The 15,007-nt window shown below is 43.3% G+C and carries 14 protein-coding genes; 10 read left to right on the top strand and 4 right to left on the bottom strand.

From position 1 onward, the window contains the following. Window positions 1-6: 6 nt before the first annotated feature. Together ACKWCA_RS06430 and ACKWCA_RS06425 are read right to left on the bottom strand one after the other, a co-directional pair. Window positions 7-345: a hypothetical protein gene (locus tag ACKWCA_RS06430; protein ID WP_413977343.1), complete on the bottom strand. Its 339-nt coding sequence runs from the start codon at window positions 343-345 to the stop codon at window positions 7-9. 128 nt (window positions 346-473) lie between these two features. Continuing rightward, the gene (locus ACKWCA_RS06425) at window positions 474-4,430 is read right to left on the bottom strand and encodes a hybrid sensor histidine kinase/response regulator transcription factor (protein WP_413977342.1); all 3,957 of its coding nucleotides are present in this window, start codon (window positions 4,428-4,430) and stop codon (window positions 474-476) included. Window positions 4,431-4,534: 104 nt separating this feature from the next. On the opposite strand from ACKWCA_RS06425, the gene ACKWCA_RS06420 reads away from it, so the two are divergent. Next, a complete protein-coding gene (locus ACKWCA_RS06420; protein ID WP_413977341.1) occupies window positions 4,535-5,371 on the top strand; it encodes a helix-turn-helix domain-containing protein in 837 nt (278 codons plus the stop codon). 42 nt (window positions 5,372-5,413) lie between these two features. Here the strand turns inward: ACKWCA_RS06420 and ACKWCA_RS06415 are convergent, their stop codons facing one another. Next, a complete protein-coding gene (locus tag ACKWCA_RS06415) occupies window positions 5,414-5,788 on the bottom strand; it encodes a VOC family protein (protein ID WP_413977340.1) in 375 nt (124 codons plus the stop codon). Window positions 5,789-5,799: 11 nt separating this feature from the next. Beyond that, entirely contained in the window at window positions 5,800-6,690 is an 891-nt protein-coding gene (locus ACKWCA_RS06410; protein WP_413977339.1) for a helix-turn-helix transcriptional regulator, read from the bottom strand. A 204-nt stretch (window positions 6,691-6,894) separates the two neighbouring features. Between ACKWCA_RS06410 and hemA the strand changes: the two genes are divergently transcribed. The 9 genes from hemA (at window position 6,895) to ACKWCA_RS06365 (ending at window position 14,996) form a co-directional block, all read left to right on the top strand. Continuing rightward, window positions 6,895-8,151: a glutamyl-tRNA reductase gene (hemA, locus tag ACKWCA_RS06405; RefSeq protein ID WP_413977338.1), complete on the top strand. Its 1,257-nt coding sequence runs from the start codon at window positions 6,895-6,897 to the stop codon at window positions 8,149-8,151. Continuing rightward, the gene (gene hemC, locus ACKWCA_RS06400) at window positions 8,148-9,734 is read left to right on the top strand and encodes a hydroxymethylbilane synthase (protein ID WP_413977337.1); all 1,587 of its coding nucleotides are present in this window, start codon (window positions 8,148-8,150) and stop codon (window positions 9,732-9,734) included. The genes hemA and hemC overlap by 4 nt, the downstream gene beginning before the upstream one ends. Window positions 9,735-9,869: 135 nt before the next feature. After that, the gene (locus ACKWCA_RS06395) at window positions 9,870-10,226 is read left to right on the top strand and encodes a four helix bundle protein (RefSeq protein WP_413977336.1); all 357 of its coding nucleotides are present in this window, start codon (window positions 9,870-9,872) and stop codon (window positions 10,224-10,226) included. A 30-nt stretch (window positions 10,227-10,256) separates the two neighbouring features. Beyond that, window positions 10,257-11,288, top strand: coding sequence for a uroporphyrinogen decarboxylase (hemE, locus tag ACKWCA_RS06390; protein ID WP_413977335.1), 1,032 nt, complete (start codon window positions 10,257-10,259; stop codon window positions 11,286-11,288). 5 nt (window positions 11,289-11,293) lie between these two features. Next, window positions 11,294-11,827 carry a GNAT family N-acetyltransferase gene (locus ACKWCA_RS06385; RefSeq protein WP_413977334.1) on the top strand — a complete coding sequence of 178 codons (534 nt, stop codon included), beginning with the start codon at window positions 11,294-11,296 and terminating at the stop codon, window positions 11,825-11,827. A 3-nt stretch (window positions 11,828-11,830) separates the two neighbouring features. Beyond that, entirely contained in the window at window positions 11,831-12,469 is a 639-nt protein-coding gene (locus ACKWCA_RS06380) for a hypothetical protein (RefSeq protein ID WP_413977333.1), read from the top strand. After that, a complete protein-coding gene (gene hemF, locus ACKWCA_RS06375) occupies window positions 12,466-13,368 on the top strand; it encodes an oxygen-dependent coproporphyrinogen oxidase (RefSeq protein WP_413977332.1) in 903 nt (300 codons plus the stop codon). The genes ACKWCA_RS06380 and hemF overlap by 4 nt, the downstream gene beginning before the upstream one ends. Further along, a complete protein-coding gene (locus ACKWCA_RS06370) occupies window positions 13,359-14,381 on the top strand; it encodes a DUF4421 domain-containing protein (RefSeq protein ID WP_413977331.1) in 1,023 nt (340 codons plus the stop codon). The genes hemF and ACKWCA_RS06370 overlap by 10 nt, the downstream gene beginning before the upstream one ends. Before the next feature lie 6 nt (window positions 14,382-14,387). After that, window positions 14,388-14,996, top strand: a complete 609-nt coding sequence (locus ACKWCA_RS06365) for a hypothetical protein (protein WP_413977330.1) — start codon at window positions 14,388-14,390, stop codon at window positions 14,994-14,996. The last annotated feature ends 11 nt before the right edge of the window (window positions 14,997-15,007 follow it).

Raw genomic sequence — 15,007 nt, 5'->3', positions numbered from 1 at the left:
TGACCATCAATCGCAACTCTCCCGATCAACTTCGTCTTTTGCCTCTTTAATTGCACTATCAATATCTGCCCTACTTGCCGAAGGAACACATTCAAGCGCATCGCCCAACGCGTCAAAATAGTTTTTGGCACTTGTCTTGACGGCTGCGCAATTTTCCGATGTTGGTTCCTCATTATAGGCCTGTGATGCTTGATTGTAGGCGTTCAATTCTGTAGATACTGCTTCTGTCCAACCTACTCCATCGGCACAGACATCCAGTGGATTCAAAGGATTGTCTTCATCACATGCGATGGTACTCAATAGCGCAATGGCAAGGCATATTTTAGTTGAGAATTTGTTTTTCATTTTGATATGGTTTTTGTGCTCATGATTCTGTTTTCAATGCTCTGGAATCAAAAGTATTTGGAGTAAATTAGAAACGATAGCCCATATGTAACAAAGTGTAGAAGAAATGTAACACCAATTATAAGTGTCTAATTATCAGAATTTTGAAGATACTCCATTGGGGTTTTTTTGTAGGTTTCCTTGAAACATTTGATAAAGTAACTAGGAGTATTGAAGCCCACGGTATAGGCAACTTCATTGATGGTAGCATCTGAAGTCTTTAAAATATACACCGCCTGCTTCAAACGCTGCGAACGAATAAAGGCGGAAGTGGAAAGGCCGGTGTATGCCATCAGTTTTCGGTGCAATTGCATGCGACTCATACCTATTGAACGGCTGAACTGGGCCGTATTGAACTCGGTATCCGCCAAGTGCTCATCCATGATGTCTTGTACTTTGGTTAAAAAGGCCTCATCGGTAGGGGTAATGGCAATCTCCTTAGGTGTGACAAACCCCTCTTGAACGTAGCGTTCACGTAATAATTTCCGGGAGCTGATCAAATTGGAAACCCGTTTTTCCAATATTTTGATCTTAAAAGGTTTGGTGACATAATCGTCGGCTCCAGCTTTTAAACCCTCAAGTTCATTTTTTCTGGCCGTACTTGCCGTCAACAAAACAATAGGGATATGGCTGGTGCGCTCATCTGTTTTCAAGGTATTGCACAACCAAATACCATCTTGAACAGGCATTTTTACATCGGATATGATGATATCGGGAATCTCCTCAAAAGCTATTTGCACCCCTTTCCGTCCATTTTCGGCCTGTAGTATCCTGTACGATTTGCCGAATTCCGTTGCAATAAAATCCCGCACATCGGCATTGTCCTCTACCACCAGTAAAATAGGTACATCCTTAGTAGACTCGACCACACCCCTTTCATTGGCCTGCCCTATATTGATTTCAGGTTCTTTGACCGTTATGGGAAGTTTTACGTTGAATACCATCTTATGGTTATCTTGTTGCACTCGGATTTCCCCATGGTATAATTTTACCAATTCCTTCACTAGGGAGAGTCCAATGCCAGCCCCTTTAGAACTTTTATCCTTTTGGTAGAAACGCTCAAACAATTTTTGCACATCGCCAATATCGCCATCGGTATCGTTTTCGACCCTTATATACAAGACATTTGTATCAAGGTTAGCCGAAAATTCACATCTTCCTTCTTTTCGACCATATTTAAGGGCATTGGAAATAAGGTTGACGACGATTTTGTCCAACGCATCTTGATCATAGAACGCCAGGGGTACGTCTTCAACCTCATACTGATAGTGTACTTTTTGCTGTTTGGCCTCATACGCAAAGGAAGAAGCGGTCGATTTGAGAAAAAGTCCGAGATCGCCCCATTCTTTTTGAAGTTCAAACTCGCCCTCCTCGAGCTTCGCCAATTGCAGTAGCTGATCCACCAAGTTGGTAAGGCGTGAGGTATTGCGTTCGATCATCGAAAATCTTGACATATCCGATTCCGAAAGGCCCGGTTCGGAAAGTTTTGATTCCACAGGGCCTGCAATCAATGTAAGTGGCGTGCGAAATTCGTGGGCGATCTCGGTGTAAATCTTCGACTTATATGCATTAAGCTCCTTCAGCCGATGAGCTTCTTCCTCTTTTAATTGGAGGTCAAGTTGCATTTTCCATCGCCACTTCAGATAGCGGTATATCACTATACCGGTAAGTATAAAAAGTAAGGCGTATCCTATTTTCGACCATGTATTGAAGTACCAAGGAGCAGAAATAGTAAAATTAAAACGTTCAGGGCTATCATTCCATTGGCCATCATAATTACTTGAGATGACCTGAAATTCGTACGCATCGGGGGGCAAATGTGTATATCGCACAAAATTCTTGTTGCCCGAGGTCACCCAATTCTCCTCATAAGGCACCAAGCGATATCGATATTGGTTCTTTTCCGGTTCCGAAAACTGGAGGCTTGAAAAGGAAAGGTCGATGGTGTTCTCATCGTAAGCCAACAAGGTATCGGAATGTATTGATCTATCTTGATTCAAGACCTTAAAATCCGTAATGACCGTAGGAGGCAAGAATGTACTCTGACTGATGTGCTCCGGATTAAACCAATACAGCCCCTCAAGACCACCAAAATATAGTTGCCCATCTTCACCTTTAAAATAAGCACCTGTATTGAATTCGGTCGCCAAGGCATCATAATTATCATAGTTCACGATACCCAGAGCCCCATTGCCTTTCTTTGGAGGGGTGAACCGGGTAATTCCTTTATTGGAACTAAGCCAAAGATGGCCTTGTTCATCTGGCAAGATGCCATAGATGACATTATTTGAAAGTCCGTCAGCTGTCGTATAGTTTTCAAATTTTCCGGAAGTGATGTCTAGCGCATTTAAACCCTTGCCAGACGTACCAACCCACAACACTCCGTCCTGATCATAAAACAAAGATTTAATTCCGTTGCCCGAGATGGTATTCTTATCCGCTCCGGTCATAAAAACTTCTGATTCCCCAGTATTCGGATTAAACTTTACAAGGCCCTGGTTATCCGTGCCCAGCCAAAAATTGCCATGGGGATCTTCAATGATCACGCGAATGTTTTTCCGGCTAACGAGAGAGTCCCCAACGGCAAAATCCTGATACGACCCCAATACCCCATCCGAAGTATCAAACTGCAGCAGACCTTCGTCTCGCGTACCGAGCCAAACACGATGCCTGCTGTCCTCAAAAATGGTCCAGATCGTCATTGCAGGCAACGAAACAGCACTCGTACGGTTGTAGGTTTGAAATTGTTGGTTCTCCAGTATAGATAGTCCCCCTCCTTGCGTACCGATCCACAGTGCTCCATCAGCATCATAATGTAAACTCATGATACGATTTGACGAAATGTCGGAATTCATTGAAGTGTAGGTTGTCCAGCTATTGTATCTGGGTTCAAACTGGGTTAATCCCTTACCGGAAGTGCCGATCCAAATGGCGGATTCGCTATCTACCGTAAGGGCCCGCACGACATCTATATTAATGTTTTCCGGTGTTTGGTAATTGGTATAGGAATTGAACTTTTCTAAATAGGCATCGTAATAACTTGTTCCTGCTCCATCGGTGCCGAACCAAAGGGTCCCCGAATTATCTTCATAAGCACACAGGATGTCATTATAATGCAGCGCCTTGGGATTGTTCTTTTCGGCCTTGAATTGTTGAACCGTTTTTTTCTTGAAATCGAGCATCATCAATCCGCTACCATAGGTAGTAACCCATAGGCGCTGCTTTGAGTCGAAATATAAATCCAAGATGTTGAGGTTACTGGGTAGGTATCCTTCAAATTCATTGGGGTCAACACGTTCCATGTACTGGCTTCCAGGTTTCATAAAGTAGAGGCCGTCACCAAATGTACCTATCCAGATTCTTTCATCGTTTGTTTTTACCATTGCACTAAAGTCGGCAGCCAGGGCCTCTCCCAACAACACTTTGGGCGCAATTATCCGAGTTTGCTTGGTCTTGGCATCAATCTGAATAAGGTTCCGGTTCGTCAGCACATACACCTCGTTTTCGTTTAGATCGGATATATCATAAATACTGTGGCCAGAGGCTAGGGAAAGTGGTAATTCACGCACCCTACCGTCCTTGGTCATAAAATGTATTTCGCCATTGAACGTGCCAAACCAGTGGGTGCCCTCAGAATCTTGAAATACCGTACTCGCTTGGGTCACTCCCTGAACATCATTGAAAGAATCTTTGGTTTCATCATAACTGTAGACCAAATGGTCATCGGGTATTACCCAAACGACACCTGTTCTATCCGTATAGATACTGCCCAATTTGCTGTAGGTAGGTCTGGTGATATCCGTAAACTGAAAGGGGTAAGTAGTGAATTGCCTGCCGTCATACTTATTCAGGCCGTCTTGTGTTGCCAGCCATAAAAAACCGGTACTATCTTGTGCTATGGAAACCACACTGTTCTGTGACAATCCTTCTTTTACGCTTAATTGACGAAAACTGAATTGTTCTTGCCCCTGCAATTGCTTTGAGTAGGAGCAGACCAAGAGTACGCAAAAAAGAAAAAATGGTATTGAGCTTCTAGAAATTGGCATTTTTAAATTGTTCTCTGAGCCTAAGATAAGCCTTGAATGTTTTCTTGTATAGGAAGAAATGGACATTTATTAGTATATTAAAATCTTTACTGTAGTTCCTTCAAATGATTAAAAAATTTGCCGAAAAGCTGGAATGTGACATCCCCGAAAGATTACGACCATTCGTAATTGCCGGAATTCACGGGGCTACCCATGAAAAGGTCAAGGTCACTTTCCCTATTCTTCCGAACGGATTTCCGGTTTTGATTCATGTCTACGGTGATTTACCTTGGTTGCATGTCAAAAAGAACTCGAGTGTTGCTCCCTCGCGTTTAAACCTTGCTGGACAGATTTATGGCACCATCCCTAAAATGGAAATCGATGGTTATTTTGGTCAAATCGGGTTTTTATTACATCCGACGGCACCCTACTATCTGTTTCATCTGAAGGGGGCTTCTTTTTTAAATAAGTGGGAGTCACTTGAAAGCACCAACTTGTTCAATGCCAATAAAACACTTAAGGTACTAGCGGAATGTGAGTCGAACATCGATAGGGTTCCGGTGCTTTTGAAGCTATTGGAAACGTTGGAGACCAATCGTCTAAGTGCTCTTCCCTGGCTTGATTTGACTATAGATGAAATATACAAAAACAATGGTAGCGTCGCTATTTCCGAACTAGCGGAAAAAGCCAATCTTAGTCTTCGTCATTATGGGCGTACTTTTAAGGAAATCATAGGAGTGCCGCCCAAATACTTCTGTAAGGTCGTACAGTTAAATAGCATTTTCGAGATTATCAATACTACCGAAGCTAAGGGCTTGTTGGCATTGGCATTGGAATACGGCTACTATGACCAGTCCCATTTTATCAGTGACTTCAAAAAGCTCATCGGCGATAGTCCAGAGAAATTCTTGATGAGTGAAGATGCCTTTGTGAAATCCTTTTTGGGACGAAAAGGTGCTTGATGCGCCTTATGAGATTGTCACTTCATTCGACACGTCTCCCTGCTATATCCTCCAGGGTGGACTTTTTCTATTCACCCCTCCATAGAACAAAATAATGCGATTGCGGTCCAAATCCCGTAAACGTGCTTCGCGCCATAGCCAAGGTCTATCCGTTGCTGGTTCGTCAAACGCAATTCCTTTTTCCATTAAATTGGCGACCTGTTCATCTAAATCGGTACATTCAAAATAAACATAAATCCCTTCTCCCTTTGGAAGTTCATCGACCTGATGGATAGAAAAAGTACCGTCTCCCTCGGGGCATTCGAATCGGGCATAATGGGGCAAGGCTTTGACAATCAGACGAAGCCCTAGTTTTTCATAAAAAGAAATCGCTTTGGCCACGTCAATTGAAGGAACTGTAATCTGATTCAGGTTCATTCGAGCTGCTATTAACTGGTCGCTAATCCCATAAGATACTTCTTAGGTGTAGTACCATATTTCTTTTTAAAGGCCGAGATAAAATGGCTCGCCGTACTATACCCTACGCGCAGGCCCACCTCATTGACATTGTATTTTTGGGTTTCCAACATTTTACGGGCGTATTCCATTTTGTAATCGAAAAGAAAACTGAACACGGAGTCTCCATAAATTTGCTTGAATCCTTCCTTTAATTTCTTCAAACTCAACCCTATTTCCTCTGAAAGTTCGGCCAAGGTCGGCGGCTCTGCCATTCTTGATATCATGATTTCCTTCGCCTGCCGAATGCGCCTCACGTTGTCTTCATCTACCAAAAATGGACATTGCTCAATATCAGCATCATCACTTTTATTGAAATAGAGCGAAATCAGTTCATAGACCTTACCCTTGATATACAGTGTTTTAATGGAAGGATGCAAGTTATAGTTAATCATTTGGCTTAAAATAACGGCTATGGCCGGACTAAAACCTTCTTGGGAGTAATACTTTTTGTCGCTGTTCTCCTTGCTCAAAAAAGGAATGTAGTCGGCCTCACGTGAAAAGAGCGAATGAAACTTCCGAATGGTCATCACCACGGATACCAACCAGGAATTTGGGGGCAATTCCAGGTTAAGGGGTAAATCCATTTGTGTATTGTACAGCAAGAGCGAATTCTCCTCGGAGACATCCAAAGCATAGTGTCCGTCGTTGAAAATGAATTTTGAACTTCCTTTAAGGCAAAAATGAAATTGAATATATGAACTATCGATAGCACGTGTAACCTTCTGCACCTGCGTAGTATCGTTTTGAATCTTCAACACGAAGAAACCATCCTCGATAAGAATTTCAGAAAATGAACCTTGAGCGATATTTTTTGATTCCATGAAATGAGCGGTTTTGTTCATTTTTATTTAGAAAGAGTCTAAATAGAGTGGGTGATAAGCGCTGTATTTACTATAAAAGTATTGGATTTCATCCGATTTATATTCATTTATATCTAAAAATACGCGAAACGACATTTATTGTTCCGCTAGCGTTATTTTTTGAATAACAATGCTATTACATTTGCTGGCGATTGTCAAGTATATATGAAAGATTATCATATTTCCAAACATAACTCTTTTTATACTATCGGTCTAAGTTATCAAAAAGCTGATGCCCACGTCAGGGGGAAATTCAGTTTAGATGGCGAGGCTACCGATAAGTTATTGACTCAGGCGTTGGCCTTGGGAATCGATGGGTTGATTGTCACCTCTACTTGCAATCGCACAGAACTACACGGTTTTGCACAGCACCCTTTTCAACTCATAAAATTACTCTGCGACAATACTGTAGGTTCGGTGGAGGAATTTCAGGAAGTGGCTTACGTTTTTAAAAATAACGATGCCATCAGCCATCTCTTTCGAGTAGGCACAGGACTCGACAGTCAGATTCTGGGTGATTTCGAAATCATCAGCCAATTACGCACCGGTTTCAATCGATCCAAAAGAATCGGTATCGCCAACCCTTTTTTAGAACGGTTGACCAATTCTGTGATTCAGGCCAGCAAACGGATCAAGAACGAAACCGAGATCTCCTCAGGGGCTACCTCGGTAGCCTTCGCTTCGGTGCAATACATCATGAACACCGTGGCCGATGTTTCCGACAAGAACATTTTACTGTTCGGAACTGGAAAAATCGGTCGAAATACTTGTGAAAATCTCATCAAACACACCAAGAACAATCATATCACCCTAATCAATCGCACGAAGAACAAGGCCGAAAAAGTCGCTGGGAAATTCAACCTTCTCGTAAAGGATTATGGAGATCTTCAAACCGAAATACGCAATAGCGATATCTTGATCGTAGCTACTGGTGCCCAAGCACCTACCATATCAAAGGAACTCATTTATACCAAAAAACCTTTATTGATCTTAGATTTATCCATTCCCAAGAATGTCTCCGATGACGTTCTAGATCTTGAGAACGTTACCGTCATACATCTCGACCACCTCTCTAAAATGACCGATGACACCCTTGAGCGCAGAAAAAAATTCATTCCGAATGCGGAGACCATCATCGAAGAAGTCAAACACGACTTCATCCAATGGCTTGAGACCCGAAAGTTTGCACCTGTGATCAAAGCATTGAAAAAGAAGTTGAACACCATGAAAGACGAGGAGTTGGATTATCAATCCAAGAAAATCTCCGATTTCAACGAGAAGCAAGCCGATGTTATCAGTGAAAGGATTATTCAAAAAATCACCAAGCAGTTCGCCAATCACCTCAAAGATGACAGTATCGATGCCGATACCAGCTTGGCCTTGATACGCAAAGTCTTCCAACTAGAACTAGATACTCAATGACCAAAGTAATCCGTATCGGTACACGCGATAGCGAATTGGCGCTATGGCAGGCAACTACCGTCAAAGACCAGCTGGAAAGCTTGGGATATCAAACGCAATTGGTTCCGGTAAAATCAACCGGTGACCTAGTTTTGGACAAACCCCTTTATGAGTTGGGTATCACCGGAATCTTTACCAAGACCTTAGATGTGGCCATGCTCAAAGGGGATATCGATATTGCGGTGCACTCTATGAAAGATGTACCCACGGCCTTGCCTAAGGGTATCGTTCAAGCAGCCGTACTCGAACGGGCCAACTTTTTAGATCTCTTGGTATATAAGAACAATCAAGAATTTTTGGGGCAACGCCAAGCGACCATTGCAACCGGCAGTTTGCGTAGACAGGCACAGTGGTTGAACCGCTATCCGACCCATACGATAACGGACTTAAGGGGCAATGTGAACAGTCGTCTTCAAAAGCTTGAAGACAACAATTGGAACGGTGCTATTTTCGCCGCCGCAGGATTGGACAGAATCGGACTGGAACCTGAAAACACCATAGGCTTGACCTGGATGCTACCGGCTCCCGCCCAAGGTGCCATTATGATCGCAGCTCTCGCTTCGGATGACTATGTTCAAGAAGCCTGTGCCCAACTCAATCACGAACCCACGGAAATCTGTACGGACATCGAACGTGAATTTCTTCGAATATTAGAAGGTGGTTGCACCGCTCCCATAGGCGCCCTGGCCACGATAAAAACTACCGAAACAAGTGAAGATATCACCTTGAAGGGTGTCTTGTTGACGGTGGACGGAACACAAAAACTAGAAGCGGAATTCACCGTCAGATTAGGTCAACACCAGTCTTTGGCAAAAGACTGTGCCAATAGCATTCTGGCTAGAGGGGGAAAACGGTTGATGAGCGAATTACAAAAGGTTGCGCAAAAAACCACCATTTTCTCAACAAAGAAAATAACCCCGGAACAACAACAGTTGTTTGCGGACGGCATACAGGTCGATTCCGATGATTTTGTCAAGATAAATTCATCCAGAATTCCAGCGCCTATTTTGAAAAAGCCCCTTCAAAACGTCGTCATCACAAGTAAGAATGCGGTGGAGGCACTTTTAACTACCATGCCTGCTAATAAATTGCAATTCAAGAATATCTATTGCGTCGGACGAAAGACCAAGCGTTCCATCGAACGGCACATCGGCAAGGTGACCCATTCGGAGAACAGCGCCAAAAAGCTCGCTCACTATCTCGTGGAATTTATGGAGGGTACCGAAGTGACCTATTTCTGTAGCAACATCCGTTTAGACGTATTACCGGATATATTGAAGGAACATAATATCGTTATCAACGAAATAGAAGCCTATAAGACCAAGCATGATTCGGTGTCGCTAGACCCATCAGTGGAAGGCGTACTGTTTTTTAGTCCATCGACTATTGATAGCTATCTATTGAAAAACAAACCGGACAAAATCGCTTACTGTATCGGGGAGACCACCGCGACTCATGCGCGAACCTATTTTTCAGACGTGAGGGTAGCGCGAATGCCGGATACGGAGAGCGTTATTGCCTTGGTCAACGAGAATTATAAGTAGTTGTTGGCTGTTGGCTGTTGGCTGTTGGCTGTTGGCTGTTGGCTGTTGGCTGTTGGCTGTTGGCTGTTGGCTGTTGGCTGTTGGCTGTTGGCTGTTGGCTGTTGGCTGTTGGCTGTTGGCTAGAATAAATAAAATATGAGGGACTTTCGAAAACTCGACATATGGAAGAACGGTATTGAGGTCGTAAAACAAGTGTACAGCTTGTCAGAAAAATTGCCTTCAGAAGAAAAGTTTGGATTAAAAAGTCAAATTAACCGTGCTGCTGTATCCATCCCTTCGAACATTGCCGAAGGTTGTAGTAGAAACAGTGAGATTGAGTTCAAGCGTTATTTAGAAATAGCCATGGGTTCGCTTTTCGAGGTTCAAACGCAATTGATATTAACCCAAGAATTAGGTTTTATCGATTCCAATGAACTTGAAATCACTTTTGATTTACTAGAAAAAGAATCAAAAATGCTAAATAGTTTAATAAGAAAGATTAAAAACAGCTAGAAGCCAAAGGCTAATAGCAATTCTCTAACTATGATAAAAAACGATCTATTCCTAAGAGCCCTCAAAGGCGAAACCGTAGAGCGGCCTCCAGTCTGGATGATGCGCCAAGCTGGGCGATATCTTCCCGAATTCATGGAAATCAAAAAAAAATACGATTTCTTTACCCGATGTCAAACCCCTGAATTGGCTTCCGAAATTACGGTCCAGCCCATCCGTCGCTACGGAATGGACGCGGCCATTTTATTTTCCGACATTTTAGTGATTCCACAAGCGATGAATATCGAGGTCGAAATGAAGCCAAATTTCGGTCCATATTTGCCACATCCCATCCGTTCTCAAAAGGACCTGGATTCGGTTATTGTTCCCGATGTCAACGATGCGTTAGGCTATGTCATGGAAGCAATAAAGGAAACCAAGGAAAAATTGAATGATGAAGTGCCCCTGATAGGTTTTGCAGGTTCTCCATGGACATTATTGTGCTATTGTGTACAAGGGCAAGGCAGTAAGACCTTCGATAAGGCGAAAGAACTTTGCTTCACCCAACCTACGGTTGCCCATGACCTACTTCAAAAAATCACCGATACCACAATTGCCTATTTGAAAGCCAAGGTACGAGCAGGTGTCAATGCCGTACAGGTTTTCGATTCTTGGGGTGGCATGCTCTCACCTACCGACTATCAAGAATTCTCGTTTCAATACATTCAACAGATTATAGATGCGCTCAAAGATGAGATTCCGGTCATCGTCTTTGGAAAAGGCTGTTGGTTCGCTCTGGGCGACATGGCCAAATCAGGTGCTTCCGCCCTGGGAGTGGATTGGACGTGCTCCGCGAGAAACGCGCGCTATCTGACAGGAGGAAATATCACCTTACAGGGCAATTTCGACCCGGCACGTTTGTTATCACCCCCTGCCGAAATCAAGAAAATGGTCACTCAGATGATCAATGAGTTCGGAAAAGATCGGTATGTGGTCAATCTAGGGCATGGTATTCTGCCGAACATTCCAGTGGAAAACGCCAAAGCCTTTATCGACGCGGTCAAAACGTACAAAAGCCCGGTATAAAAATAATGATGCAAGAATTCGAAGACTACTACCTAGAAGCCATCCATGAAAAATACGCATGGCGTCTTTGTGATTTTTGTACCATCAACGATGAACGTTTAAAACGCTACTTTCCCCAGACTCTGGAGCAGAATCTGACTCCCGATCTATCAAAGTATTTTGTGGAGCGCAAGGTCAAGCAGTTTCAGGAAAAGAATGAATTTTTGTTTGTACTTAAAGAGAAGAAGAATCACACCTTGATCGGTCTCATCTACGTCAAAGAGCTCGATTGGGAAAAGAAACAAGCTGAGCTTGCCTATGCCGTCGGCTATCAGGTAGCGGGGAAAGGATATATGACCAAGACCGTAAAAGCTATCTCTCAATGGGCATTGGAGGAACTCCAATTGAAAACGCTTCAAATCATCGTACATCAATCGAATGCCGCTAGTATTCGAGTAGCCGAAAAAAGCGGGTATACCTGGCAAAAAGTACTGATCGCCGAACATACCCCTCCAGGAGAATCTCCTTTGGATATGGAACTCTATGAACTTCATGCCTGACCGATGACCCAAGGCATCATCGAAAAATACAATCGACAGTTTGAGTATGCGGGCGTGCTGATGACCGTATTGATCGCCTTCCAATTTTATCTTATCTGGCGAGATCCCGGTTTGAATGACGCACCAAAAATCGCAACGATGTCACTCTTGATGGGTTTTGAATTCATCATGGTACATTCCGGGGTGTTCATGTCGGCAATGCCCAAGAAAATTTCGCTATTCGTACTTATTCCCTTTTATGGCCTCTTTGCGTTGGCCTTTAATTTGGCCGCCCAAGATAATCTTGTCCTGATCATCTATCTGGTCGTAGTGTTCAATCGAATGCGGTTTGCCTTTGCAGATGTCCCCAAGGAAATCAAAGCACAGAATATTCTGAAATCCGTACTAGCCGCGTTGACCTATTTTGTGTTGATTTTTCCGTTTGCCTTTGGTGCCGAATATGTTCCGGAATGGGGGATAACACCAGAAAAGATAGAACTGATCGGCTACCCTGGCGATACATCGGCCTCGGGACTGCTCATTGAAATGCCGCACGTAGCGATTGCGTTTGGATGTGCGTACTATTGTATCTTAGCAATTATCGAGGCCGTTTCATTGCGCCCAAGCTTTGGTAGGCCATTCGTAAAACCTTCAAACCCATGAAAGACAAATTCTATGACTACATACAACAGCTTCAAGATAGCATCACTGCAAAACTAGAGGCCATAGATGGGAAGGCCAGATTTCAAGAGGATATTTGGAAACGCCCAGAAGGAGGAGGAGGGCGAACACGTGTTATTGAAAATGGAAACGTTTTTGAAAAAGGCGGGGTCAACATTTCAGCCGTTCATGGGGCACTTCCTCAAAGCATGCAAGCCTATTTTGGGGTGGCGGATGCCGATTTCTTCGCTTGTGGCTTAAGCCTAGTCTTACATCCCAAGAATCCCATGGTACCCACGGTACATGCCAATTGGCGCTATTTTGAAATGTACGATAAAGAGGGAAACATCGTAGACCAATGGTTTGGTGGCGGACAAGATCTGACCCCTTACTACCTTTTTGAAGAAGATGTGATCCATTTCCATTCGGTTTGCAAACGCGCCTGCGATGCCCATGACCCGGATTTCTATGCGCGATATAAAGAGCGCTGTGATTCGTACTTTTGGAATACTCATCGCAATGAGGCCAGAGGTGTCGGGGGGCTTTTTTTCGATTACTGCAAAGCCTCGGAAAAAATGCAAATGCACGATTGGTACAACTTCGTTACAGAGGTAGGAGATAGTTTTCTTGAAGGTTATATACCAATCGTTATGAATCGAAAAGACCTAGTTTTTACTAGGCTTCAGCGCGATTGGCAAGAAATTAGGAGGGGCCGTTATGTCGAGTTCAATCTCGTACATGACAAAGGCACCTTGTTTGGTTTAAAAACCAATGGGCGTATCGAAAGTATTTTGATGAGCCTTCCACCTCATGTTCAATGGCGCTATGACCACCAGCCTGCAAAAGATAGTGAGGAAGCCAAACTATTGGAAGTTCTTAAAAACCCTAGGGAGTGGATTTGAAAATAGGTTTGATTCCGGTTCAGAAAACATCACCTGGAAGCTTAAAGGAATGCCTTTCAAATTTACGGGAGCTTGTCACTTTGATTTTCCTAACTATTGGCAGCTTCGGATTTTCGCAACGCGATTCCACATACGTGCGAGAATTTCCCGAAAAGTTCACCATCCGATTTGGAGTACAGAATACATCGAACTCCTTTTATTTTTTAAATAATGAGACAGCTGAAGAAGTCGGCCTATTTCCGAACGATAAAACCTATTTGGGCGCTTCCTTCCTCTTTCGATCGGTAGAATTGGATTTAGGCTATGCTCCTAATTTCTTTTCGGAGAATACGGATAATAAAGGATCCAAATTACTGACCCTGAATTTTAGGATGTTTTTAGGGCAATGGATGCAAACATTGGATTTCTATCAGCAAAAAGGATTTTTCCTCGACGACTTTCAAGGGGTGATTTCCACTTCATTCCCGGACGCGAGAACCCTGAAAATCGGAGGTACGACCAGCTACATTTTCAATCGAAATTTTTCGTTTCGAGCAATCGGTTTTCAAAACGAATGGCAGAAAAAAAGTGCAGGTAGTTTTATTCCTAGTTTCTCCTTATACTACACCAAGTTCGATATTGAAAACACAGGTTTGGGTGATATTACAGGTAGCAAAGCCTACAATATCTCCATTGGACCCGGTTATTATTACAACTGGGTCATCAAGAAGCATTTTCTCCTTTCCGCAGGCCTGACCGCAGGCATTGGGTTAAACCATACCAAATCTTTCGACAAGTCAAGTACTGCGGTATTGTTCCATACCACACTCAGAACCGCCTTGGGCTACAATTCGGAGCATTTCTTTACCGGAATAAATCTGAGCGCTCAGTTTACAGAATACGATACCACCGGCAATTCCATCGTGCAAGACGATATTAATTTTGTGGAAGTATATTTGGGGTACCGTTTTAAAGCACCCAAAAAGTGGATTGAAAAGGCCGCTGCGGTAAATCGTAAATTGGGTTTCGATTAACTTTGTATGATGAATCTGAAAAATAGACCGGCTTTCTTTCTTTTGATTTTATCTTTTTTGATAGGCTGTACAGGTAAAAAATCAAAAAGCGATATCGACATCGAATTCGTTCAAGATACGTTGAACGTTGGCTATACCTATTGGTGGCCAGAATCAGGACCATTCATTGGGCAGTGTGGAGATGAACTCTCCCTGGTGTTTTCAGGAACACTCATCAATCTCCAGCCTGCTACTGACGATGCCGGGCCTTTATATACCTCCCAAAAAGGAACCATTGAAATTGAGCGGGTCTATACCATCAAAGATCTGGGTGAAGACACCTATGCCAATCAACAATTCATTACCACGGATTGTTTTGATGGGCTCGATCTACGGACGGGAGACCGGGTTTTGGTGTTTTGCTATGACTATGAAGGTGGATATACGCTACCCGGCGGGAAATCGATCCTCAAGATATCAGGTGCTGAGGACCCCTTGATTACTTCGGTTAGGAGGTATATCGACCTCGATCAAAATGCTATGGAATTGAAAAAAGATGTAGGCCTTTGGGCAGAAAAAGGGCTCGGCAGAAAATTACAGGATATCATCACCTGTCATGAAGCTTCGCGTAATTAAAAAGTCATATG

Origin of the sequence: Maribacter corallii, from assembly GCF_047345415.1 — a bacterium.
Taxonomy (GTDB): Bacteria; Bacteroidota; Bacteroidia; order Flavobacteriales; family Flavobacteriaceae; genus Maribacter_C.
Note: the sequence above shows the minus strand (reverse complement) of the source record. Positions and strands in the feature narration are given on the sequence as shown.

Bases quoted from the DNA above. Each gene is read 5' to 3' on its own strand.
- ACKWCA_RS06430 (WP_413977343.1), bottom strand. From the start codon at position 345: ATGAAAAACAAATTCTCAACTAAAATATGCCTTGCCATTGCGCTATTG.
- ACKWCA_RS06425 (WP_413977342.1), bottom strand. From the start codon at position 4,430: ATGCCAATTTCTAGAAGCTCAATACCATTTTTTCTTTTTTGCGTACTC.
- ACKWCA_RS06420 (WP_413977341.1), top strand. From the start codon at position 4,535: ATGATTAAAAAATTTGCCGAAAAGCTGGAATGTGACATCCCCGAAAGA.
- ACKWCA_RS06415 (WP_413977340.1), bottom strand. From the start codon at position 5,788: ATGAACCTGAATCAGATTACAGTTCCTTCAATTGACGTGGCCAAAGCG.
- ACKWCA_RS06410 (WP_413977339.1), bottom strand. From the start codon at position 6,690: ATGGAATCAAAAAATATCGCTCAAGGTTCATTTTCTGAAATTCTTATC.
- hemA (WP_413977338.1), top strand. From the start codon at position 6,895: ATGAAAGATTATCATATTTCCAAACATAACTCTTTTTATACTATCGGT.
- hemC (WP_413977337.1), top strand. From the start codon at position 8,148: ATGACCAAAGTAATCCGTATCGGTACACGCGATAGCGAATTGGCGCTA.
- ACKWCA_RS06395 (WP_413977336.1), top strand. From the start codon at position 9,870: ATGAGGGACTTTCGAAAACTCGACATATGGAAGAACGGTATTGAGGTC.
- hemE (WP_413977335.1), top strand. From the start codon at position 10,257: ATGATAAAAAACGATCTATTCCTAAGAGCCCTCAAAGGCGAAACCGTA.
- ACKWCA_RS06385 (WP_413977334.1), top strand. From the start codon at position 11,294: ATGATGCAAGAATTCGAAGACTACTACCTAGAAGCCATCCATGAAAAA.
- ACKWCA_RS06380 (WP_413977333.1), top strand. From the start codon at position 11,831: ATGACCCAAGGCATCATCGAAAAATACAATCGACAGTTTGAGTATGCG.
- hemF (WP_413977332.1), top strand. From the start codon at position 12,466: ATGAAAGACAAATTCTATGACTACATACAACAGCTTCAAGATAGCATC.
- ACKWCA_RS06365 (WP_413977330.1), top strand. From the start codon at position 14,388: ATGATGAATCTGAAAAATAGACCGGCTTTCTTTCTTTTGATTTTATCT.